Origin of the sequence: Qipengyuania seohaensis (genome assembly GCF_002795865.1) — a bacterium.
In the GTDB taxonomy this organism is placed as follows: domain Bacteria; phylum Pseudomonadota; class Alphaproteobacteria; order Sphingomonadales; family Sphingomonadaceae; genus Qipengyuania; species Qipengyuania seohaensis.
Window position 1 is genome coordinate 1,689,058 of record NZ_CP024920.1, and the last position, 16,340, is coordinate 1,705,397.

The window sequence follows — 16,340 nt, forward strand, 5'->3', positions numbered from 1 at the left end:
CCTTCAGTTCTGCAGAGCACGCCGAACGGCGCTGGCGACCTGTCGCGAAGATCGCTGCAGCGCAGCCGGCGTGCTGGATCCACGCGGCTGGGCGAGATTAATTGCAACGCGCACATTGGTTTGGGCGCTGCCGAGACGGTGATTGGGCTCGACGTTCCCGGCGCTCGTCGGCACGAACAGTTCCGGTCCCCGTTCGCCGACCAGATAAGGGCGAGCGGGCGACACGCTGCCGCCGGTCGCGCGTCCTGGCAGGCCGAGACTGCCCAGCAGGCCGGATAGCAGGCCTGCACCACCACCCGTGCCATTGCCGCCCCCGAGGCCTGCAAACAGGGCGTCCATCCCTGCGCCAAGAGCCTTGCTTGCGATCTGGTCCATGACCTGCAAGGCCATCCTGCCGAGATCCTCGAAGCCAAGCTTGCCACTGCGAAGCGCACGCATCAGGCCGCGCTCGAGGACCTTGCCGGCGCTGTCGAACCCGTCGACAAGCGTGCTGTCGAAATCGCGCTTCATCTGCGCGACATCCCGGGCAAAAGCCGATGTGTCGGCGCGGACAGCCACCACCAGGTCCTCAAAATCGTCATCCATTGCGATCCCTTTCGATCAGCGCCGCGATCTCGTCGCGGCTTGGGGGTGTTCGGGCATCATCGTTCGAAGCGAGGCAGGCCGCGAGTTCCGCTGGCGTGGCATTCCAGAAAATGTCGGGGGGCCAGCCGAGGGCACGCGCCGCGTGGCCCGCCAGCAGCAAGGCTCCATCGGCAAAGCTGTCAAACACGTCAGCGACCGCGCAGCACCTGGCCGAGCAGAATCTTTAGGGGCACCGCCGCCCCGGACAGACCCATTCCCACCACGGCCTCGCCCACCTCGTCACGCGTGACGGAGCCCGGTCGGGCACTGCAGAACCAGAAAAGGGCGGCGATTTCGGTCAGCGTCAGGCGTCCTTCGCCGGCCCGTTCCACAAGCGCAAAGAGAGATCCGATTTCCGCTTCCGCCTTCACCAGGGCATCGAAGGTCGGCCTGAGGACGATTTCGCGTCCATTCACATGGATCGAAGCTTCGCCGCGGGCATGATTGCTCATGCACTCACCACCTCGCCCGAGCTTTCGAGCTGGAGCGTGTAAGTGCGCTCGCCATTGAAATCCCCGGCATAATCGAGGCGCTGGACAAGGAAGCGACCACGCATTCTCTCGCCGTCTTCGAACGACAGCTCGTAGTCGTCGAGTGTTCCATCCAGCGCATTCGCTCGGACGGTCGCCTCGGCACCGGAGCCGAGGAAAATCCCCGACGCGCTGACCGACACAGAGCGAACGCCTGCGCCGGACAGGAATTCGCGCCAGCCACCGCTGTCCTTGTGGGTAACAACGACGCTGTCGCCGTTGATGGTCATCTGCGTAGTCCGCAGACCGGCCACGGTTTCGTAGGCGACGGGATTTCCTCCATCGCCGATCTTGAGGAGGAAGGCGGAGCCTTTCTGGGCAGTCATTGGGTTGTCTCCGACAAGAGTTTACTCAGCGATTACGCGGAAAGCGTATTCGAGAAGGATGGCGCGGATTGCGCGGGCACGGCGTTCCGTCCGGCTGTGAAGGAAGCGGGTTGTCACGAGCCGGAAGCCGCGTTGCTGCGGTGCGAGGGTGGCGATGCACTGTTCGATCCGCTCTGCGATGGTGGCTGCCGGGGCAGGATCACTGCCCCGTGTCGTCAGTTCGATGGCAATGCGGATTTCGCGGCCGGACGAGGTCTTGCTCGACCAGTCGGCGGCTGCGCTGGCGACGATCGCAAGCGTGGGCGGCGGTGCTGCAGAGGGCCCTTCCTCGACTACAGCGTTGATCAACGGGGCGAGTTGCGCATCGGCGCGCAGGGCTTCCACCAGCGCGATCCTGAGGGCGCTTTCCATTATCGATTACTCCGAGTGAAATTCGGCCAGAGCGCGCGCGGGTCGCGCCAGTCAGCGCCAGCGTCGTCGCGGCTTGTCCTGTGCCGCCGATGGACGAGTGTTCTTGCGTAACGCTCCAACTTCGCTGCGAATGCCTCGAAGCCGGTCACGACAGGCGCAGTGTGCGCCACGGACGCCACAGCGCAGCGACCGCCGCAGGTGGATAACTGCCACCGTCGAGACCCGCATCGCGCTCGCGATACTGGTGGGCGGCGTGACGCACGATGCCATGACGCAGGCCGTCTTCCGCCTCGTCCCAACTGGTCGCGGTCATGCCCGTAAACTGCCGGCAGACCTGCCATGCAGCCTCCAGCAAGCGGATGAGCAGCGCATCGTCTTCATTTGTGCTGATCGCCAGCCACTGCTTGAGCTCGTCGAGCGGCTGACCTGACAGGTCGGTCTGCATTATTGGTGTCCTGGTGCAAGAAGCGAGGGGTGCCCGCGCCGCCAGGGGGAAGCGGCGCGGGCAGGAGTGACGGGGAAGGGGTAGCCCCGCGCGCTCCGGTTAAAGCTCGATCTTGAGGAGCTTGATGGCGTTCGAATCCAGCACCTGGCCGCCCACGCGCTTGGTGGCGTAGAAGTGGACGAAGGGCTTGTTGGTGAACGGATCGCGCAGGACCTGCGTCGCGCTGCGTTCGGCGATCAGGTAGCCGTGGCGGAAGTTGCCGAAAGCGATCGGGAAGGTGCCGGCGGCGATGTCCGGCATGTCTTCCGCTTCGACCACCGGATAGCCGAGCAGGCGATCGGGCTGGCCTTCGACCAGGCCCGGCTGCCACAGGAATGCACCATCGGCGGTCTTGAGCTTGCGGACTTCTGCGAGCGTCGCCGAATTCATCACGAAGCTTGCGCCCTGGCGATGGCCGGCTTTCATCGTGTGGACGAGATCGATGAGCTTCGCGTCGGGATTGGTGTCGAACCCGTCTGCATCGCCCGAACCGACATATTGCAGCGAGCCGAAAGCACGCACGCCGTCTTCGGCCGTCGACACCGGCGCCGAAAGGAAACCCTTGGGCTGGTCCGAGCCTGTACCGTTCACGAATGCAGCGCCTTCCGCCCGGGCGAATTCCATCGCGATCTCGCTGGCAAGCCAGCTTTCAAGGTCGAAGCCTGCATCGTCGAGCATCGCCTGGCTGGCTGCCGGATTGGCATAAAGCTCACCCGTCGGCGGGGCGATTTCGCTGAAACTCGGCGTGTCGGTTTCCGGGCGGGCGGTCGTTTCGCTGACCCAGCCGGACGCGGTGCCGCCGGTGGAAACGAGCTTGCGATAACCCGCGCTTCCGGTCTGCACGACCTGCGCGATGGCACGGATCGGGCTGATCTCCTGCAATTCGCGGGCGATCATCGCATCGATCTGGCGCGGAACGGCATAGCCGCCGTCGCTGGCGATTGCGCCGCTGATCGACTTCACTTCGCTGGTCGAGCCGCGGCGCAGATAGCCATCGACGAAGCCTTTCACCTCGGGAGCGTGGTCGGTGTTTCCGGCAAGGGCAGGGCGGGCGGCGGCGCGGCCGATCTTGTCGACGCGTGCTTTGACTTCGTCGACATCGCTGCGCAGCGCGGCCACGTCGGTCTCGGTCTTGTCCTGGCGGGCGACGATGTCGAAGCTGGCTTCGGCCTGGTCGCTGGCGATGTCGGTGGGAGTGGTGGGAGTATCCATTGAAATTCCTCTTTCTTCACGGGGCACAAAAAAGCCGCCCGGAAGGCGGCGAGGGGGGTGTTGGTCTGGCAGGGGTCAGGTGGTGAGGTGGATGCGGGCTTCGGGCTGGAGGGGGTGGGTCACGACACTCACTTCGAACAAATCGACAAGGGCCAGTTCGCGCCCCTGATCCGTGCGGCGATAGGCCCTCGCACGGTATCCGAAGCTGAGCCCGCTCACCGCACGCTCGCGCAGCATCTTCGCGGCGCGGCTGCCGGGATTGTCGATTGTGGCGATGATGCGCAGGCCATGCTCGTCCTCGCCGGCCTGCTCGACCCAGCCGATGCGCTGGTCGGGGCGGTGCTGCCAATAGAGCGGAAGCGGGTCGCGGCGCTGGCGCAACGTGTCCCGAAAGGCGCCGGGCAGGATCGTGTCGCTGATTCCGTCGGGCTTGTCGAACAGGGCGGCATAGCCTGCGATCTTGAGCGCGCTCACGTCAGCATTTCGCCCGCGCCGAGGCGCACGGCGATACCGACCAGCAACAGTGCGAGGATACCCCGCACCAGCCATTCGATTGCCGCCTTCCACGCGCTCGCCTTGGCATCTCGCCAGGCGGAGAGCAGTTCGCGCAGCTCGTCGAGGTCGTCCTGCGCGCCGGGATCGCCGAGACCGAGGCGGTCGAGCACCCGCTTGGCACCCAGTTCGCTCGATTCCTCGACGATCGCGCGCAGGGTCACCAGCTCGCTGCCCTCGGTGCTGGCCTGCGCGATCAGGCGCGCTAGCATGTCTTCACGGGTCATTATTCGCCCTCCATGGCTGGCAGGCCGAGCATTTCGCGCTTTTCGGCCTGGCTGAGGAAATCGGCTCCGCTGACCTGAGCCCACAGCTTCTCGCGGTCTTCGGAAAGTGCGGGCACGCGGTCGAGATCGACCCGCGCAGCCTCGTCGAACCAGTCGGAAAGGCCGCTGTGCAATCCGGCGCAGATCATGTTCGCGAGTGGCAGCAACGTGAGGCGCCAGAGCGCGCGATTGGCCTCGCGGTAATTGGAATAGGTGTTGTCTCCCGGCAGGCCGAGCAGCATGGGCGGCACGCCGAAGGCAAGGGCGATATCGCGCGCAGCCGCCGACTTGAGCGTCGCAAAATCCATGTCGGCGGGCGACAGGCTCATCGCCTTCCAGTCGAGCCCGCCCTCGAGCAGCATCGGCCGCCCCGCATTGGCCTGCCCCTGAAACGCCGCCTGCAATTCCGTCTTCAGCCTGTCGAATTGCTCCGCAGTCAGGCCGGCAGCATCCCCGCCATCGTAGACCAGCGCGCCCGAAGGCCGCGCCGCGTTGGCGAGCAGCATGCGATTCCACTCGCTCGCCGCATTGTGGATCGCGACGGCCGGTGCCGCGGCGGCAAGGCATCCCGCACCATAGTGATCGTCGGTCGGGTGAAAGCCCTTGAGGTGGATGACATTGGACCATCCGTTCACGTCCTCGCGCGGCAGCGTGATCGTGCGGTCGGCGAGGATATAGCGATAGGCGGCCGGCCACCCGTCCTCTCCCGCAACCACCTGCACCCGCTCGGGGCGTAGCGGGAACAGTTCGACGGGCACGCCTGCACCGTCCTTCAGGACCTGCACATAGGCATTGCCGTGAAGCGCAAGCTGGGCCGCCAGCACTTCGAACAAGGGCTGCGATGCGCAGGAGCAGGCGAAGAGTTTCGCCAACCTTTCGTCCGCGCACACGATCGGCGCGTGGCCCACGCTTTCGGCCACGATCCGCACCGCGCGCTGGGCGACCGGATTGGCCAGATAGGCGTCGGCCACCGCTTGCCGGTAATCGAACGCTGTAGCGCCGCCGCCGTCGAAGGCTGTCGCCCAGGGCGAGACGATGCTGCGCGCGATCGGCACGGCGGTTTGTCCCCCGCCCTTGAAGGCGGAGGCGAGACTGGTGAGGAAGGACATGGGTTTTCCTTGGGTCAGATGTTTCGAATTCGGGGTCGAGTATTCTTGCCCAGCATCAGTTCGCTGAGCGCCCATACCAGTGCATCGGCGCGGTCGGGGCTGTTGCCGGGGCCTTCGTAGGTGCCGCCGGCCATGATCCCGCACAGCTGGTCTTCGAGTCTTGCGAACATCCCGGCGTGCACCACGCGCCCGCTTTCGTAGAGCGCGGCGACAGGCTCCGCGCGGGCAGACTTGCCGCGGCTGGCGTGAACGAGCTTCAGCGGCAGCGCCAAGTCGGCGGCGCGCAATACGCTCGCCACCATGTCGCCGCCCTGGTTGGCTTCGGCCACGATGCGGTCGGCATTCCAGACCAGCGCAGCCTGTGCGACGGCCCGTGCCCAGCGTTCTGGTGAGGGCTTCTCGACCGAGCAGTCGGCCAACACCTGTGCGGTCCCGCCAGCCCCAAGCCCGCAAACCACGATCCCGCATTCATCGCCGCGCGAAGTAGCGGGCGGGTCTACGCCGATCACGATGCGCAGCGGCGGATCGCCCAGCGCGTCGTTCCGGCAACGCTCGAGCAGCGCGCGGCTCCACAAAGCGCCTTCGATATCATCGAGGAGCATCCCGTCGAGCTCCTGCAGGCCCAGCGCGCTATTGCCGAATTCGGCATCCATCGCGGCAAGGAACTTGGTCGGCAGATTGGCCGCATTGTCTCTCGTGGTGCCACTGGTCAGCACCAGCCCCTGCGTGCGCTTTTCATCGAGCAGGCGGCGCAAGAGCGGCACGGCGCGCGGTGTGGTCGTCGCCATGATACGCTGGTCCCGACCGAGCCTCAGCCCGAGCAGAAGGTTGTCCCAGCTGCGCGTCGCACGCTCGTGACCGTTCGACCACTTGGCCACCTCGTCGCACCAGGCGTGGCTATGTTGCGGGCCGCGCAAGGCTTCGGGTTCCGCAGCCGAATAGAGCGTGGCCATAGCTCCGTTGGGCCAGCTGATCCGCCGCAGCGAGGGTTCGAAGGTCGGCCTCTTGTCGGGCGCACAGCAGGCGATGATCCCGCTCTCGCCCTCGACCATGACGGCGCGCGCTTCACCGAGACTGGCCGCGACCAGCGCAATCCTCGCCTGTGGATCGCGGTCGGCAATACTGCGCACCCATTCGGACCCGGCGCGCGTCTTGCCGAAACCGCGGCCCGCCATGACGAGCCAAATGTACCAGTCGTCGGGTGGGGGCAATTGGCCATCATGCGCGTGGTTGCGGAAATCATGGGCAAACTCGCCGAGCTCTCCCTCGCTCATGCCGTCCACATGCTCTGCCAGCTCTTCGTCCTCGAGCCTCGCCCAGACTTCGGGGCGCGACAGTGGGCGGCTCATGGGTGCGGGCGCTCCGGCTGGATGTCGCGCCCGGCGACCTTCTTGCGCAGTTCATCAACTTTGCGTTCGATAGAGGCGCGGACCTCTGCGGCACTGACATTTGCGCGCGTTGCGCGTTCCTGTGCGATTGTCTCCTTGTGGGCTGCGAGCAGGCGGAGCGCTGCGGTGACATCCATCTTGTGGGCAGGCGCCGGATCGCGAAGGTATCCCAGCACTTCCATTTCCAGGTTGGTATATCCTTCGAACAGCGCGACACGCCATTCGGCGGCGAACTCGTCGCAGCTGCGACGGGTGCGATAGGCCACGCGCGGGGCGATGCCCGCCTGTCTCGCCGAGCCTGCAACATTGGACGTTTCCGCAAGCGCATCGAGGAAAACGCGTTTCCACTGGCGCGGGGCGGGGCGGTCCTCGCTGTTGCGGACCCGCTTGCATTTCCCTCTGTTGTAGGCGGCGAGCGCTTCTTTCCATTGCGCATCGAACGATGCACTTACCTTGCGACGATTATAGGGCGGCCCGGTGGTTATCCCGGCGGCGTGCGCAGCTGCATTGACCTTTCCGTATTCACGCAATGCCTTGAGGAACGCGGCTTCCCATGCGTGACGGGCAGAAGATCGTGATTTTCCCATGGCTCCCTCCCGATCCGGCGAAAGCACGAAACGCAAAAGGGCGACCTGTCGGCCGCCCCTTTCGAGTGAATCACACTATCGCGATGTTTCATTTGTCTAGCCAAATAGCGTCACGATGTCAAGAAAAAAGAACCAAATAGGTTATGCTGTGGCGCTTGCCTACGCAGTCTGTCTGGCTTAGGTCGCTGGCTTCGATTTCGAGGGTCACACGGACATGCTGCGCAGCCTCTACAACTGGACGATGGACAAGGCCGCGCACCCGCATGCGGTCTGGTGGCTGGCATTCTTTTGCTTCGTGGAATCGTCCTTCTTCCCGATCCCGCCGCATCCGCTGCTCGGCCTTATGTGCCTTGCGGAACCCAAGAACGCGGTGAAGTTCGCGATCGTCGCTACCCTTTCGTCGGTTGCAGGCGCCTTGCTCGGCTATGCGATCGGCTGGGGTCTCTACGATACGGTCGGCGTCTGGCTTATCGGCGCGCTCGGCCTGACCGAGGCTTTCCCGGTCGCAGCTTGTCACCTGCGCGAATACGACTTCGAAGCGATCCTGATCGCCGGAGCCACGCCGGTCCCGTTCAAGCTGCTGACGATCACCGCCGGTTTCGTCGGCATGAACCTCGTCACCTTCGTGCTGTCGAGCCTGTTCGCCCGCGCCCTGATCTTCATGACAGTCGGTATCCTGTTCCGTGCCTTCGGCGCGCCGATCAAGCAGGTCATCGATAAGTACCTGGGCCTCGTCACCACGGCCTTCGTCGTCTTGGTGGTCGGCGGCGTGCTGGTCCTCACGCAGCTTGGCGGAAACGACGACGAAGAAGGCGGCGTGTGCAGCAACCCGCCCGCCATCGAGGCGCGCTGAACTAGTCCAGCGCGAATTGCATCAAGCGGTCACGGTCGCGTACGATTATCGTTCCGTAGCCACGTTCGATCAGCCTGGCCTGCTGCAGGATGCGGAGCGCGGCATTGGCAGTGGCCCGCGTGATCCCGAGCAGTTCGGCAAGCTCCTGCTGCGTGATCTCGACCCGTGCTTCGCGCCGCACCTCCCCCGCCAGATTGACAAGCAGCTCCGCCATTCTCGCCGGATTGGTCCCGCGCCGCATTCCGGCGAGCAGCGAGAGCGTATCCTGCAACTGGTGCGAAAGGGCACCGAGCAGAGCTCTCATCGAAGCGGGATAATTTCCCAGTGCATCCAGAAACCGGTGGGCCGATATATGTCGCAGGCTGCTCTTCCCCCGCGATACGGCATCGACGATGCGGGGACGACGCGAAAACACGGCGAGTTCGCCGTATGAATCGCCTTTGCCGAGAAGCGCCACGGCACGGAAATCTCCTTCGCGCAGGAACTGGCCGACCATGACCTCGCCGGCTTCGATCAACCAGAAGCCGTCGGCCGTTTCCCCGCGCTGCTGGATGATCTGCCCGTCCTCGTAACGCCGCTCTGCCGCGCCGCGCAGGAGGTGGGCCTGCAACGCCGGATCCAAGGTGGAGAACAGCATGGGCGACACCAGCGAGCGTCGAGTCGGGTCAGAATGTAAAACATTTGACATTATTTCGCTTCGGTAAACATTAGGCCCGGATTCGACAAGGGAGAGACCCATGCCTGCTTCGACCATTGCCATCATCTGCATCTACCTCGGCTTCGCCCTGCTGGAGTTGTGGCGGACCAACCTGTTCCGCAAATCCGAACAGACCCGCGACGACGGAATCGTGGAAGCGGTCAGCATGGTCATGTTGCTCGGCCTGACCCAGCCCGCCGTCCTGTTCACCTCGGCCACACTGGCAGGCATCATCGCACCGCAATGGGAAGGCGCCTTGTCAGGCATCAATATCTTTCTCGCGATCGGCCTCTTCCTGATCCTGGACGACATGATGCAGTATTGGTGGCACCGTGCGAGCCACAGTTTCCACTGGCTCTACAACCTTCATCGCGCGCACCATAACGCGAAATACATGAGCGTGAGGCTCGTGTACCGGAACAACATATTCTACTACGCCATGATGCCGGGCATCTGGCTGTCGGGGCTGCTGATTTACCTCGGCCTTGGCTGGGTCTATGCCGGCTATATCGTGGTGAAGCTACTGGTCATCACCGGTGCGCATTCCGACGTCGCCTGGGACAAGCCCCTCTACAAGATCAAGTGGCTCTCTCCCGTCATGTGGGCGGTCGAGCGGACCATTTCGACGCCCGCCACGCACCATGCCCACCATGGACGCCATGCCGACGATCCGGCGGTGCAGTACAAGGGCAATTATGGAAATCTGCTGTTCTTCTGGGATGTCCTGTTCGGCACCGCTAAGATCACACGCAGTTTCCCCACGAGCTACGGCGTGGAAAATCTCGCACCTGCAACTCTCGGCCAGCAGCTCATGTGGCCGATCTTCCCCGAGAACCGGGAAATGGAACCTTCGGATGGAGAGGAGGCGGCCGCCAAGGTCGCCTGACGGGAAAGGCCGGCCGGTTCGCAACCCCCGGCCGGCCTTTCTCGCGAAGCGCTGGACTCAGCCTTCGAAATCAGTTTGGAGCGTGATTTCGCAATTTAGCAGGCGGGAAATCGGGCAATTGGCCTTCGCATCGGCGGCCAGTTCTTCGAACTTGGCCTGGTCCATTCCCTCGACCTTGCCCTTGGTGGACAGAGCCGATTTCGTGACGGTGAAGCCGCCGTCCTGCTTCTCCAAAGTCACTTCTGCGCTCGTGACGACTTGCCCATCGGTGAAGCCGGCTTCGGCCAGCTTGAATGACAGGGCCATGGTGAAGCAGCTTGCGTGCGCGGCTGCTACCAGCTCTTCGGGATTGGTGCCGGGCGCATCTTCGAACCGGGTGTTGAAGCCATAGGGCTGTGCCGCAAGCGCGCCCGAGCCGGTCGAGACATGGCCCTTGCCGTCTTTTCCCAGGCCTTCGTAGGTGGCGCTGCCGCTATTGGTCGTTTTCATCTGATCGTTCTCCTTCATTGAAGGAGACGAGCAGGCGGGGATGCGCGTTCCCGCCGGGTCAGATTATCCCGACGGCCTTGCCCGATTTCTCGAAGATTTCGAGAATTTCGCCCACTTCCTCTTCGCTGTGTTCGGCGCAAAGCGAACAGCGCAGCAAGGTCATGTTCGCAGGCGTTGCCGGGGGTCGAGCCAGATTGACGTAAAGGCCGTTCTTTATGAGCGCTTCCCACATGGCCGCACCCTGCTGGAGGTCGGGCATGATTACCGCGATGATCGCGCTCTGCGGTTCGTCGGTACCGAGCTGGAAGCCCAGGTCCTTCAGGCCCTTGTGCAGGTTCTTGGAATTTTCCCAGAGATGCGCGCGCTTGTTCGAACCGTGCATGAGCTTGCGGATCGAGGTGCAGGCGGTCGCCACCACGCTCGGCGGGAGCGAAGCGGTGAACACGTAAGGACGGCATACCAGCCGCATGATTTCGAACTTCGGATGGTTGGAAACGCAGAAACCGCCGACCGTGCCGACGCTCTTGGAGAAGGTGCCGATGATGAAATCGACATCGTCGATGACATCGGCGCTTTCTACCACGCCGCGTCCGTGCTCACCGATGAAGCCCATGGAGTGCGCTTCGTCGACCAGAACCATCGCGCCGTACTTCTTCGCGACGGCGACCATTTCCTTGAGCGGAGCGACATCGCCCAGCATCGAGTAGACACCTTCGAGGATGACCAGCTTGCCGGCATCCTCGGGAATGCGCCTGAGGCGCTTTTCCATGGCTTCTATGTCGTTGTGCTTGAACGGTACGACCTCGGCATTGCCCATCGCGCAGCCGTCCCAGATGCTGGCATGGCTATCGATATCGAGGATGATGTAATCGCCCTTGCCCGCGATGGTGCTGATGATCCCCAGATTGGCCTGGTAGCCGGTGGAGAAGACCATCGCGTGGTCCATGTCATAGAAGTCCTTCAAGGCCTCCTCGACGTCCTTGTGACCCTGGTAGGTGCCATTGAGCACGCGGCTGCCGGTCGTGCCCGAACCGAAATCGGCCAGCGCCTGCTTGCCCGCCTCGACCACGTCGGGGTCGAAGGTCATTCCCATGTAATTGTAGGTGCCGAGCAGGATCGTCTCGCGCCCGTTGCAGATGGCGCGGGTCGGCGAGAGGACTTTTTCCATGACGAGGTTGAATGGGTCCTCGACGCCGCTGTCGAGCAGGCCCTGGCGCATCGCGATGATGTCGTCGAACTTGGAGAAGAGATCCTTGTCGCCCTTGTGTCCCTCGAGCGTCTGCGGCTGGTCCGGCTGGGAGATACCTTCGCTCATCAGTCGGCCTGCATCTTGGTCACGGCGTCGACGAGCTGGCCGTATTTTTCGATTTCGGCCTGCTGGTTCATGGTGATGATAATGTCGAATTCGTCTTCGATTTCGGCGACGAAATCCATGACGGTCAGGCTGTCGAATTCCAGGTCGTTCTGGAAACTGGTGTCTTCGGTGATGGTGACGCCCTTCTTGTTGAAGGGTTCAGCGATTTCGCGAATCTTGGCGTCGACTTCGGCACGGTCCATGAAGGGTCCAGTCCTTGTAATGTTACAGCGGCAGGGGCGACCCGCGGCGCTTGCAATAGATAATCAATGGGCGGCAAAGCGGTTTCCTGCACCGCTTGTCAAGCGTGGGGACGCTATCTCACTCGCCGACAAGGCGCCGCACGGCGGCCATGAAGGGGCCGATGGAAACCGGTTTGGCGAGGTAATCCTCCGCGCCTGCGCCGCGGATGCGCTCTTCGTCGCCCTTGCCCGCATAAGCGGTGACGGCAAGGACGGGGACCTTGGCCAGATCGCCATTGTCCTTGAGCTCGGCGATCAGGTCGACCCCGCTCACGCCGGGCAACTGGATATCCATTATGACGAGATCCGGCGCGAACTTGCGCGCAGTGGCAATGACGTTGTTGCCATCGGCGACAGGCACGACCTCGTGGCCGTTCGCTTTCAGCACGTCACAGAACAATTTCCGGTTGAGGTCGTTATCCTCGACAACGAGTATTCTCTTTGCCACGTGCTTGCGGTCTCCTGCGATCAGGCGCCGAGGCATAGGGACAAGCGAAAGGGCTGACAATTCAATCCAACGACAAATCCGGAGAAACCCGCGCACCCGAGGTTCTGGCCCTCGAAGCGCTCGGCTGGGCGCTGGTCGACGAACGGCGCGCGGAACGCCTGCTGTCGCTGACCGGCCTGACGCCCGAGCGCCTGCGCCACGGTATCGGCGAGCGGGACGTGCAAGCCGCCGTGCTGGAATTCCTCGCAAATCACGAACCCGATCTTATCTCGGCAGCCGATGCGCTGGGCACGACGCCCGAAGCGCTTGTCGCTGCCCACAGGAGCCTTTCTGCATGAGCCGCCCCCTGATTATCTCCGATTGCGATGAAGTCCTGCTCTACATGGTGTCGCCCTTCCGCGACTGGCTGGACGAGACGCAGGGTGTCGAGTTTCGCATGAACGGCAACGACTTTGCCCAAGCCCTTCGGTGGCAGGAAAGCGGCGAGGTCCTTGCGCCCGACGAAATCTGGCGGATGCTCGGCAAGTTCTTCGACACCGAGATGCATCGCCAGTCGCCGATCCCCGGTGCGATCGAGGGCATCAACGAGCTTGGCGAGCGGGCAGACGTCGTCATCCTGACCAACCTCGTGGACAAGCGCCAGCAGATGCGCACCGAACAGCTGGCCGACCACGGTCTCAATGCGCGGGTCTTCACAAACCAGGGCCCCAAGGGGCCGGCGCTCCAGCGCATTCTGGACGAATACAATCCGACCAAGGCGATCTTCATCGACGACCTTGCCCAGCATCACCGTTCTGCGCGTGAAACGATCGGACAGATTACGACGCTGCACCTGTGCGGCGAGCCGATGCTGGCGCCTCATATCGATTGCGCCCATACCTCGGGTCATGCCGATGCACGGATCGACACGTGGGAACACGCCCTTCCGTGGCTGAAGGACGAACTGGAAAAGGAAACCGCATGACCATCGAATCCCGGCTGATCGAACTGGGCATTACCTTGCCCCAGGCGGCCGCACCGGTAGCCAGCTACCAGCCGCTCGTTGTGTCCGGCCAGACCGCTTACATCTCCGGACAGCTGCCCTTCGTCGAGGGCAAGCTTGCGACCGGCAAGTTGGGCGCGAATGTGTCGCTCGAACAGGGTCAGGCAGCGGCCCGCGCCTGCGGCCTGATGATCATGGCACAGCTCAAGGCTGCAGGCTTGCTTGAGCGGGTCGAACAGATCGTAAAGCTTGGTGGCTTCGTCGCCAGTACTCCCGATTTCACCGACCAGCCCAAGGTCGTGAATGGCACCAGCGACCTCATGTTCGAAGTATTCGGAGACGCGGGTCGTCATGCGCGCAGCGCTGTCGGCGTGCCGGTTCTCCCGCTCGATGCAGCAGTAGAGGTCGACGCGATTGTCGCTCTTCACCCCGCTTGATCGCCTGATCGTTCCGGCGCCGGACCCGGCGCGGGTCGGCTGGCTGCGCGACTGGACCTATGCTCACAGGGGCATGCACCGAGACGGCGTGCCGGAAAATTCGCTTGCCGCGTTCGAGCTCGCGGCCGAAGCAGGGCTGGGCATCGAATGCGACATCCAGCGCAGCCGCGATAATGCACCCATGCTGGTCCATGATTGGGAGCTGGACAGGCTAACCGGCATTTCCGGCCCCCTATCCGACTACAGTGCCGACGAGCTGGCGCAGATCGCCTTCCTCGACAGCGAGCACAAGCTTGCTCGGCTGGGCGATTTGCTGGAACTGGTCGACACACGTGTCCCGATCCTGGTCGAGATCAAGTCCCGCCGCCGCTACGATATCGAGGAAAGCTGCCGCGCGGTGCGCGACGTGCTGGCGACTTATGATGGGCCCCACGCCGTCATGAGTTTCGATCCGCGGGTCAGCCGCTGGTTCGCCGAACATTCGCCGCAAACCGTGCGCGGTCTCGTCATGCGCGAGGACGAGTACGGCATGACGCAGCAGGTCTGGCGGAGGCATCTGGCTTTGTGGGTCGCAAAGCCGGAATTCATCGCCTATCACGTGGCGGCGCTCCCGAATTCCATGGTCGCCGCGCTACGGGGGCGGGGCTTCCCGGTCCTGACGTGGACCGTAAACTCCGCCGCGACGCGTGCAACGGGCCAGCAGTATGCAGATGCCCTGATTGCCGAAGGGAACGGCCTGGCGTGAGCGACGGCGAACTTGCCGCAAGGGTCGCAGGCTCGGTCGGCTCGATCGACAAGGATGCCTGGAATGCGCTGGCGGGTGACAACCCGTTCATGCGGCACGAATTCCTGACGGCACTGGAGGATTCGGGCAGCGTGGGCGCCGGGACCGGTTGGCAGAGCGCGCCGCTGATCATTTCCTCCGACAATGGACCGCCGCTGGCGGCCCTGCCGGCCTATCTGAAAGGCCATAGCCAAGGCGAATTCGTATTCGATCATGCCTGGGCCGATGCATACGAGCGCGCCGGGGGCGAATATTATCCCAAGCTACAGATCACCGCGCCTTTCACGCCCGCCACGGGTCCGCGGCTCCTGCTGTCCGACGACAGCCTTGCCGCTCCGCTCCTGAAAGCTGCTGAGCAATTGTGCCTGCAGAACGGTTTTTCGGGTGCTCATGCGACTTTTATCGAGCCGGACCAGATCCGGTTCTTCGAAGCTGCCGGATGGTTGCTGCGCAAGGACATCCAGTTCCACTGGATGAACCGCGACTACGCAAGTTTCGACGATTTTCTCGCCTCGCTAACCTCGCGCAAGCGCAAGGATCTGCGCAAGGAACGGGCAGCCGCGCAAGCCGGTCTCGATATCGTCCGCCTGACGGGGGACGATATCCGGCCCGAGCATTGGGATGCTTTCTGGGTGTTTTACCAGGATACCGGGGCACGGAAATGGGGGCGGCCTTATCTCACCCGCGATGCCTTCGACCTGTTCGGCGAGCGGATGGGCGAACAATTGATCCTGGTTCTGGCGCTGGAAGACGGCAATCCGATTGCCGGTGCGCTCAATTTTATCGGCGGCGAGGCGCTGTACGGCCGGTATTGGGGATGCACGAAGGACGTGCGCTTTCTGCACTTCGAGCTTTGTTATTACCAGGCGATCGATGCCGCAATCGAGCTTGGCCTGTCACGGGTAGAGGCGGGTGCGCAGGGCGGTCACAAGCTGGCCCGCGGTTATGAGCCGGTGGAAACCAATTCCGCTCACTGGATCGCGGACCCCGGCTTTCGCGAAGCCATCGCGGATTTCCTTGAGCGCGAGCGCAAAGGTGTGGCCGCGGATCGCAATTACCTCGAACGCCGCACTCCGTTCAAGCGCGGCTGACCGGCGTTCAGGCGACCTTGCGCTGTCCTTCGCTGAGCCACTGGCGGGCGCGGCGCTGGGCTTCGGAAATTTCACGAGCCGTCATTTCGTCGGACACGTCCGCACGGCACCAGGCGGCCTCTTCGTGGCCCTTGGATGCGGCGATGTTGAACCATTTGTGCGCTTCGATCATGTCGCAGACGACACCGTGGCTTCCGGTCGAGAAAGCGACACCCAGATCGTAAAGCGCGTCGATGCTGCCCTTGGCATACTGCGCAAGGCATTCGGCGATCGTTGCTGCGCCTTCATTGGTCTGGTCGATACGGCCTGCGCCGCCTTCGATGCTCGTGAGTACGGTCATTTCGAACTTCCCCCATTGCCCCGGCCCCCCGCCGGGTGAGGACAGTCCTCGGCCTTTATGGTCAATAAAAGGTTAACGCGGATTCCTGCACAGGGCCGCTCGATGCGTCGAATTTGCCACAGGGCTCTGGAAGTCTCCGGATTGCTCCTTGTGCGGCGCAATGCTGCGACCTATAGGCCGCGCCATCTAGGAAGCAGCACGGGACCGGAAAAATTCGGCCCGGCGGGTAGGAGCAGCTTCGAGTACCT

At 63.4% G+C, this 16,340-nt stretch carries 25 protein-coding genes; 7 read left to right on the forward strand and 18 right to left on the reverse strand.

All coding sequences use genetic code 11. From position 1 onward, the window contains the following. Positions 1-3: 3 nt before the first annotated feature. The 12 genes from CVE41_RS08325 to CVE41_RS14750 all read right to left on the reverse strand — a co-directional run bounded on the left by CVE41_RS08325 (position 4) and on the right by CVE41_RS14750 (position 7,489). Entirely contained in the window at positions 4-585 is a 582-nt protein-coding gene (locus tag CVE41_RS08325) for a tail tape measure protein (protein WP_100260223.1), read from the reverse strand. After that, positions 578-772 carry a phage tail assembly chaperone gene (locus CVE41_RS08330; RefSeq protein WP_100260224.1) on the reverse strand — a complete coding sequence of 65 codons (195 nt, stop codon included), beginning with the start codon at positions 770-772 and terminating at the stop codon, positions 578-580. The genes CVE41_RS08325 and CVE41_RS08330 overlap by 8 nt, the downstream gene beginning before the upstream one ends. A gap of 1 nt (position 773) precedes the next feature. Continuing rightward, positions 774-1,076 (reverse strand): gene transfer agent family protein, encoded by a 303-nt coding sequence (locus CVE41_RS08335; protein ID WP_100260225.1) that lies wholly within the window; start codon positions 1,074-1,076, stop codon positions 774-776. Further along, complete coding sequence (locus tag CVE41_RS08340) at positions 1,073-1,480, reverse strand: phage major tail protein, TP901-1 family (protein ID WP_100260226.1); 408 nt, start codon at positions 1,478-1,480, stop codon at positions 1,073-1,075. Before CVE41_RS08340 ends, CVE41_RS08335 begins: the two co-directional genes overlap by 4 nt. A gap of 21 nt (positions 1,481-1,501) precedes the next feature. Then, the gene (locus tag CVE41_RS08345; protein ID WP_100260227.1) at positions 1,502-1,891 is read right to left on the reverse strand and encodes a DUF3168 domain-containing protein; all 390 of its coding nucleotides are present in this window, start codon (positions 1,889-1,891) and stop codon (positions 1,502-1,504) included. A 145-nt stretch (positions 1,892-2,036) separates the two neighbouring features. Beyond that, positions 2,037-2,336, reverse strand: a complete 300-nt coding sequence (locus CVE41_RS08350; RefSeq protein ID WP_100260228.1) for a head-tail connector protein — start codon at positions 2,334-2,336, stop codon at positions 2,037-2,039. 99 nt (positions 2,337-2,435) lie between these two features. Further along, positions 2,436-3,587: a phage major capsid protein gene (locus tag CVE41_RS08355; protein ID WP_100260229.1), complete on the reverse strand. Its 1,152-nt coding sequence runs from the start codon at positions 3,585-3,587 to the stop codon at positions 2,436-2,438. A gap of 75 nt (positions 3,588-3,662) precedes the next feature. Further along, entirely contained in the window at positions 3,663-4,061 is a 399-nt protein-coding gene (locus tag CVE41_RS08360; RefSeq protein WP_232725613.1) for an HK97 family phage prohead protease, read from the reverse strand. Continuing rightward, the gene (locus CVE41_RS08365; RefSeq protein ID WP_100260231.1) at positions 4,058-4,366 is read right to left on the reverse strand and encodes a DUF6127 family protein; all 309 of its coding nucleotides are present in this window, start codon (positions 4,364-4,366) and stop codon (positions 4,058-4,060) included. The genes CVE41_RS08360 and CVE41_RS08365 overlap by 4 nt, the downstream gene beginning before the upstream one ends. Further along, positions 4,366-5,514 carry a phage portal protein gene (locus CVE41_RS08370; RefSeq protein ID WP_100260232.1) on the reverse strand — a complete coding sequence of 383 codons (1,149 nt, stop codon included), beginning with the start codon at positions 5,512-5,514 and terminating at the stop codon, positions 4,366-4,368. Before CVE41_RS08370 ends, CVE41_RS08365 begins: the two co-directional genes overlap by 1 nt. A gap of 14 nt (positions 5,515-5,528) precedes the next feature. Beyond that, entirely contained in the window at positions 5,529-6,863 is a 1,335-nt protein-coding gene (locus tag CVE41_RS08375) for a DNA-packaging protein (protein WP_232725614.1), read from the reverse strand. Continuing rightward, the gene (locus CVE41_RS14750; RefSeq protein WP_198507628.1) at positions 6,860-7,489 is read right to left on the reverse strand and encodes a hypothetical protein; all 630 of its coding nucleotides are present in this window, start codon (positions 7,487-7,489) and stop codon (positions 6,860-6,862) included. Before CVE41_RS14750 ends, CVE41_RS08375 begins: the two co-directional genes overlap by 4 nt. A 214-nt stretch (positions 7,490-7,703) precedes the next feature. Here CVE41_RS14750 and CVE41_RS08385 point away from each other — a divergent pair, with 214 nt between their 5' ends. Further along, positions 7,704-8,342 carry a YqaA family protein gene (locus CVE41_RS08385; RefSeq protein WP_100260233.1) on the forward strand — a complete coding sequence of 213 codons (639 nt, stop codon included), beginning with the start codon at positions 7,704-7,706 and terminating at the stop codon, positions 8,340-8,342. Position 8,343: 1 nt separating this feature from the next. On the opposite strand, the gene CVE41_RS08390 is transcribed toward CVE41_RS08385, so the two are convergent. Next, positions 8,344-8,979: a Crp/Fnr family transcriptional regulator gene (locus CVE41_RS08390; RefSeq protein ID WP_198507629.1), complete on the reverse strand. Its 636-nt coding sequence runs from the start codon at positions 8,977-8,979 to the stop codon at positions 8,344-8,346. Positions 8,980-9,079: 100 nt separating this feature from the next. Between CVE41_RS08390 and CVE41_RS08395 the strand changes: the two genes are divergently transcribed. Then, on the forward strand, positions 9,080-9,925 hold the full coding sequence (locus CVE41_RS08395; RefSeq protein WP_100260235.1) for a sterol desaturase family protein: 846 nt from the start codon (positions 9,080-9,082) through the stop codon (positions 9,923-9,925). Between the two features lie 57 nt (positions 9,926-9,982). Here CVE41_RS08395 and CVE41_RS08400 read toward each other — a convergent pair whose 3' ends face one another. The 4 genes from CVE41_RS08400 to CVE41_RS08415 all read right to left on the reverse strand — a co-directional run bounded on the left by CVE41_RS08400 (position 9,983) and on the right by CVE41_RS08415 (position 12,458). Then, positions 9,983-10,414, reverse strand: a complete 432-nt coding sequence (locus CVE41_RS08400) for an OsmC family protein (protein WP_100261452.1) — start codon at positions 10,412-10,414, stop codon at positions 9,983-9,985. Positions 10,415-10,472: 58 nt separating this feature from the next. Beyond that, positions 10,473-11,729 carry a serine palmitoyltransferase gene (gene spt / locus CVE41_RS08405; RefSeq protein WP_100260236.1) on the reverse strand — a complete coding sequence of 419 codons (1,257 nt, stop codon included), beginning with the start codon at positions 11,727-11,729 and terminating at the stop codon, positions 10,473-10,475. Continuing rightward, positions 11,729-11,971 (reverse strand): acyl carrier protein, encoded by a 243-nt coding sequence (locus tag CVE41_RS08410; RefSeq protein ID WP_100260237.1) that lies wholly within the window; start codon positions 11,969-11,971, stop codon positions 11,729-11,731. Before CVE41_RS08410 ends, spt begins: the two co-directional genes overlap by 1 nt. Before the next feature lie 118 nt (positions 11,972-12,089). Then, a complete protein-coding gene (locus CVE41_RS08415; RefSeq protein ID WP_090478469.1) occupies positions 12,090-12,458 on the reverse strand; it encodes a response regulator in 369 nt (122 codons plus the stop codon). 131 nt (positions 12,459-12,589) lie between these two features. On the opposite strand from CVE41_RS08415, the gene CVE41_RS08420 reads away from it, so the two are divergent. The 5 genes from CVE41_RS08420 to CVE41_RS08440 are packed head-to-tail and all read left to right on the forward strand — an operon-like array spanning position 12,590 to position 15,752. Continuing rightward, complete coding sequence (locus CVE41_RS08420) at positions 12,590-12,796, forward strand: DUF3572 family protein (protein ID WP_408633971.1); 207 nt, start codon at positions 12,590-12,592, stop codon at positions 12,794-12,796. Beyond that, positions 12,793-13,422, forward strand: coding sequence for an HAD family hydrolase (locus CVE41_RS08425; RefSeq protein ID WP_100260239.1), 630 nt, complete (start codon positions 12,793-12,795; stop codon positions 13,420-13,422). The genes CVE41_RS08420 and CVE41_RS08425 overlap by 4 nt, the downstream gene beginning before the upstream one ends. Further along, positions 13,419-13,877: a RidA family protein gene (locus CVE41_RS08430; protein ID WP_100260240.1), complete on the forward strand. Its 459-nt coding sequence runs from the start codon at positions 13,419-13,421 to the stop codon at positions 13,875-13,877. The genes CVE41_RS08425 and CVE41_RS08430 overlap by 4 nt, the downstream gene beginning before the upstream one ends. Continuing rightward, positions 13,855-14,622: a glycerophosphodiester phosphodiesterase family protein gene (locus CVE41_RS08435; protein ID WP_100260241.1), complete on the forward strand. Its 768-nt coding sequence runs from the start codon at positions 13,855-13,857 to the stop codon at positions 14,620-14,622. Before CVE41_RS08430 ends, CVE41_RS08435 begins: the two co-directional genes overlap by 23 nt. Continuing rightward, a complete protein-coding gene (locus CVE41_RS08440; protein ID WP_100260242.1) occupies positions 14,619-15,752 on the forward strand; it encodes a GNAT family N-acetyltransferase in 1,134 nt (377 codons plus the stop codon). The genes CVE41_RS08435 and CVE41_RS08440 overlap by 4 nt, the downstream gene beginning before the upstream one ends. 7 nt (positions 15,753-15,759) lie before the next feature. Here CVE41_RS08440 and CVE41_RS08445 read toward each other — a convergent pair whose 3' ends face one another. Then, positions 15,760-16,092 carry a sel1 repeat family protein gene (locus CVE41_RS08445; RefSeq protein ID WP_100260243.1) on the reverse strand — a complete coding sequence of 111 codons (333 nt, stop codon included), beginning with the start codon at positions 16,090-16,092 and terminating at the stop codon, positions 15,760-15,762. Between the last annotated feature and the right edge of the window lie 248 nt (positions 16,093-16,340).